This window comes from Mesorhizobium sp. M2A.F.Ca.ET.042.01.1.1 (assembly GCF_003997405.1).
Lineage (GTDB): Bacteria > Pseudomonadota > Alphaproteobacteria > Rhizobiales > Rhizobiaceae > Mesorhizobium.
In genome coordinates, this window is the sequence record NZ_RZRX01000401.1 from 1 (window position 1) to 3,629 (window position 3,629).

Annotated in this window: 5 protein-coding genes; 2 read left to right on the plus strand and 3 right to left on the minus strand. The window is 62.6% G+C overall.

What is annotated here, in order from left to right; genetic code table 11:
- Positions 1 to 406, plus strand: a 406-nt coding sequence (locus tag EOA23_RS32595; protein WP_127307093.1) for a 5-formyltetrahydrofolate cyclo-ligase, incomplete at its 5' end; no start/stop codon positions are given.
- Here the strand turns inward: EOA23_RS32595 and EOA23_RS32600 are convergent.
- Positions 403 to 753, minus strand: coding sequence for a hypothetical protein (locus EOA23_RS32600; RefSeq protein WP_127307094.1), 351 nt, complete (start codon positions 751 to 753; stop codon positions 403 to 405). The genes EOA23_RS32595 and EOA23_RS32600 overlap by 4 nt on opposite strands.
- A gap of 39 nt (positions 754 to 792) precedes the next feature.
- Positions 793 to 1,266, minus strand: coding sequence for an Lrp/AsnC family transcriptional regulator (locus tag EOA23_RS32605; protein WP_040994689.1), 474 nt, complete (start codon positions 1,264 to 1,266; stop codon positions 793 to 795).
- Between the two features lie 213 nt (positions 1,267 to 1,479).
- On the opposite strand from EOA23_RS32605, the gene ald reads away from it, so the two are divergent.
- Positions 1,480 to 2,595 (plus strand): alanine dehydrogenase, encoded by a 1,116-nt coding sequence (gene ald / locus EOA23_RS32610; protein WP_127307095.1) that lies wholly within the window; start codon positions 1,480 to 1,482, stop codon positions 2,593 to 2,595.
- A gap of 438 nt (positions 2,596 to 3,033) precedes the next feature.
- Here the strand turns inward: ald and EOA23_RS32615 are convergent, their stop codons facing one another.
- Positions 3,034 to 3,501 carry a DUF1203 domain-containing protein gene (locus EOA23_RS32615; protein ID WP_127307096.1) on the minus strand — a complete coding sequence of 156 codons (468 nt, stop codon included), beginning with the start codon at positions 3,499 to 3,501 and terminating at the stop codon, positions 3,034 to 3,036.
- Positions 3,502 to 3,629 lie beyond the last annotated feature (128 nt).

Consider the following 3,629-nt stretch of genomic DNA (forward strand, 5'->3'; position numbering starts at 1 on the left):
CTATTGGCCGTTTCGCGGCGAGCCGGATCTGCGCGGCTGGATGGCCTCTATCAACGAGCGCGGCGGCCGCACCGCGCTGCCTGTCGTCATCGAGAAGGGTCAGCCGCTGATCTTTCGCGCCTACAGACCGGGCGACCGGCTGGAAAAGGGTGTCTGGAACATTCCGATCCCGGCCGAAGGCGACCCCGTCCTGCCCGACATCGTGATTTCGCCGATCGTCGGCATCGATCCAGGCAAGTATCGGCTGGGCTATGGCGGCGGCTTTTACGACCGCACGCTGGCCGCCATGCCGTTCAGGCCGCTGGTGATCGGCGTCGGCTATGAATTGCAGCGCATCCCCACCATCTACCCGCAGCCGCACGACATTGCGATGACAACCGTGGTGACGGAGGCGAATCCAGCCTAAACGGTCCAGGTCCAATCGATCGGATAGTGGAAAATCGGCGTGAAAGTGACGCCGACCGCCTCCATGTCCCTGCGGCCGTCGACGACCATCTCCTTCAGGGTGTTGAGTTGCGCCGCATGCTCGTCGGTATCCCAGACGCTAACTTGGACCATCTCGCCTTTCGGCGAGACGCCCGAATAAAAGTGGAGCAGCCCCGGCAGCCGTCTTACGGCTGGGATGATGTACTGCGCGGTTTTCTTGCTGGCGGCATCAACCTTGGCAAACCGAGCCGGATCGAAGCTGGCGCGCGAGATGCGGATGACGGAGGTTGTCGGCAATGACTCGGCGAGCGCAGTTCTTTCTGTCATATCGCAGCTGCTGCCTCCTACTGGTTATCAGTCCAGACCCTAAGCCATCTCCGGCCTCAAGCCGACCGCCGTGCGATCGACGATCTCGCGCAGCGCGAAGGACGAGTTGATCTTGGTCACATGCGGCATCGCCGACAGCCATTCCTTGTGGATGCGCTCATAGTCGACGAGATCCTTCGCCGCGATGCGCAGTATGTAGTCGTATTCGCCAGACATCAGATGGCAGGAGAGCACGTTCGGGCAGCGCTTGATCGCCGCCTCGAAGTCCGACAGCGTCTTTTCGAATTGCCCCGACAGCGATATGTGGACGATCGCCGTCATCTGGTGGCCGAGCGCGGAATTGGACAGCCTGGCGTGATAGCCGCGGATGGTCCCGGATTTTTCGAGATTGTCGAGCCTGCGCGAGCAGGCCGATTGCGAAAGGCCGACCTTTTCGGCAAGCGCCGCGTTGGGTATCCGGCCATCCTTCTGCAAAGTCTCCAGAATGGCGATATCAATCCTGTCGAGCGGCATTTTTCGTGGTTCCTGCGAATTTTCGGCTATTTCGCGCAACGATTATCGAAGAGCGATCCTTGCCGCAAGTGCATTCGCAAACACATACGGAACGATTCGTGGTTGACTGCGATTATTGCGTGTCGCCTCCAAATCGCGCGGCGTTCCGGAGCTGATGGCATGCACCAATGACAGGGAGAGCGCCCTTTGAAAGGCGCGGACAGGAGAAGAAAGATGCGTGTCGGCTGCCCCAAGGAAATCAAGAACCATGAATATCGCGTCGGCCTAACGCCCGGCTCGGTCCGCGAATATGTCGCGCATGGCCATGACGTGCTGGTCGAGACCGGTGCCGGCGCCGGCATCGGCGCCGACGACAATGCCTATCGCGCCGCTGGCGCTACCATCGCCAAGACGGCCGCCGACGTGTTCGCCAAGTCGGACATGATCGTCAAGGTCAAGGAACCGCAGCCCAATGAATGGGTGCAGCTGCGCGACGGCCAGATCCTTTACACCTACCTGCACCTGGCTCCGGATCCGGAGCAGACCAAGGGTCTTCTTGGCTCAGGCGTCACCGCGATTGCCTATGAGACCGTGACCGATGATCGCGGTGGCCTGCCGCTGCTCGCGCCGATGTCGGAAGTCGCCGGCCGCCTGTCGATCCAGGCCGGCGCTACCGCGCTGCAGAAGGCCAATGGCGGCCGCGGCGTGCTGCTTGGCGGCGTGCCGGGCGTGCTGCCCGGCAAGGTCACCGTGCTCGGCGGCGGCGTCGTCGGCCTGCATGCGGCCAAGATGGCGGCCGGCCTCGGCGCCGACGTCACCATCATCGACCGCTCGATCCCGCGCCTGCGCCAGCTCGACGACATTTTTGGCGGTCGCGTCCATACGCGCTACTCGACCGTCGAGGCGCTGGAAGAGGAATGCTTCTCGGCCGACGTCGTCATCGGCGCAGTGCTGATCCCGGGCGCCGCGGCGCCCAAGCTCGTCACCCGCGAGATGCTTTCCGGCATGAAGAAGGGCTCGGTGCTGGTCGACGTCGCGATCGACCAGGGCGGCTGCTTCGAGACCTCGCATGCCACGACGCATGCCGATCCGACTTATGAGGTCGACGGCGTCATCCACTATTGCGTCGCCAACATGCCGGGCGCCGTGCCGGTCACTTCGGCGCACGCGCTCAACAACGCGACGCTGCATTACGGCCTGCAGCTCGCCGACAAGGGCCTCAAGGCGCTGGTCGACGACCATCACCTGCGCAACGGCCTCAATGTCCATAAGGGCAAGATCACCAACCGCGCCGTCGCCGAGGCGCTCGGTTACGAAATGGTCGAGCCGAAAGCGGTGCTTGCCGCCTGACGGGCTCGCATAGCTTCATCCAGTCGCCCGCCGGTCATTCCGGCGGGCTTTTCTTTGCGCGCGAGCGTGTTCGTCGAGAAATCCGGGCAACAAAAAAGCGGTGCAAAAGCCCCGCTTCCTCGATGTTGCGATCTGCCGCCGGTCCATCCGCGGTCGACTGATCATCAACCATTGTTTTGTAGCGCGGTAGTACGACGGGAATACGACAGTTTGGAAGGCTCGGTTTTTCGTCTTCCGGCCATTATGCCCCTCGTGTGAAATGCTTCACATTCGCCCGGCGGGAAAGATGCCTAGACACGCAGTGCTACTGGCGGTCTGTGCTGCTTGCCGGGTTCGGACAATCCCGCCCTGGCAGCACTTGCCGACAGCTTCTGTCAGACCCTCCAACGGCCCGCCTGACCATCGGCGGGCTTCTTTTTGGGGGTTATCGGTTTGGGATCAGGCCCGCTCGATGCGGCATTGATAGCAATTGTTCCGCGCCGAGCGGTCGTGGATGTAGGCGATGTCGTCGCGCTCAAGCAGTGTCGTCGCGCGGGCTGCGATATCGCCCGTCGGCGTGACCGCGCCGCTGCCATAGACGATGCGATCGTCCTTGCCATAGCCCCTGACGATATAGTCGCTGCTTGCGAGCATTTCCGGCAGCGCCTCCCCGTCGGCGGCGCGTTCGCATTCATCGGCGTGTAGGAAGATCGGGCCGGTCTCGGCATAGGGCTGCAGTTCCGGGAACGGCCGGTAGGCCACGATCAGATAGCCTTCACCCTCGGCGACGTTCTTCAGGCAGTGCCTGCAGGGCACGCCGTCGCCGTCGGAAATCCGGTGCTCCGGGGTGAGGCCATAGGCATCGGGCCCTCCCCGCTGCAAGGCGCGCACGGCTTCGGTCGGCAAGGCTTTGAACTGGATGCTCATGGCAAAATCTCCGGTGGCGATGTCCGGAAATTATGCTTTGGCGGCAGTGCCTCCCACCCGATTCCTGCCTAGAGCGTTTCACCGTTTCACGGAAGGGCGAACCGCTCTATCCCTTTGTTTTGACGCAA

Bases quoted from the DNA above. Each gene is read 5' to 3' on its own strand.
- ald (WP_127307095.1), top strand. From the start codon at position 1,480: ATGCGTGTCGGCTGCCCCAAGGAAATCAAGAACCATGAATATCGCGTC.
- EOA23_RS32605 (WP_040994689.1), bottom strand. From the start codon at position 1,266: ATGCCGCTCGACAGGATTGATATCGCCATTCTGGAGACTTTGCAGAAG.
- EOA23_RS32615 (WP_127307096.1), bottom strand. From the start codon at position 3,501: ATGAGCATCCAGTTCAAAGCCTTGCCGACCGAAGCCGTGCGCGCCTTG.
- EOA23_RS32600 (WP_127307094.1), bottom strand. From the start codon at position 753: ATGACAGAAAGAACTGCGCTCGCCGAGTCATTGCCGACAACCTCCGTC.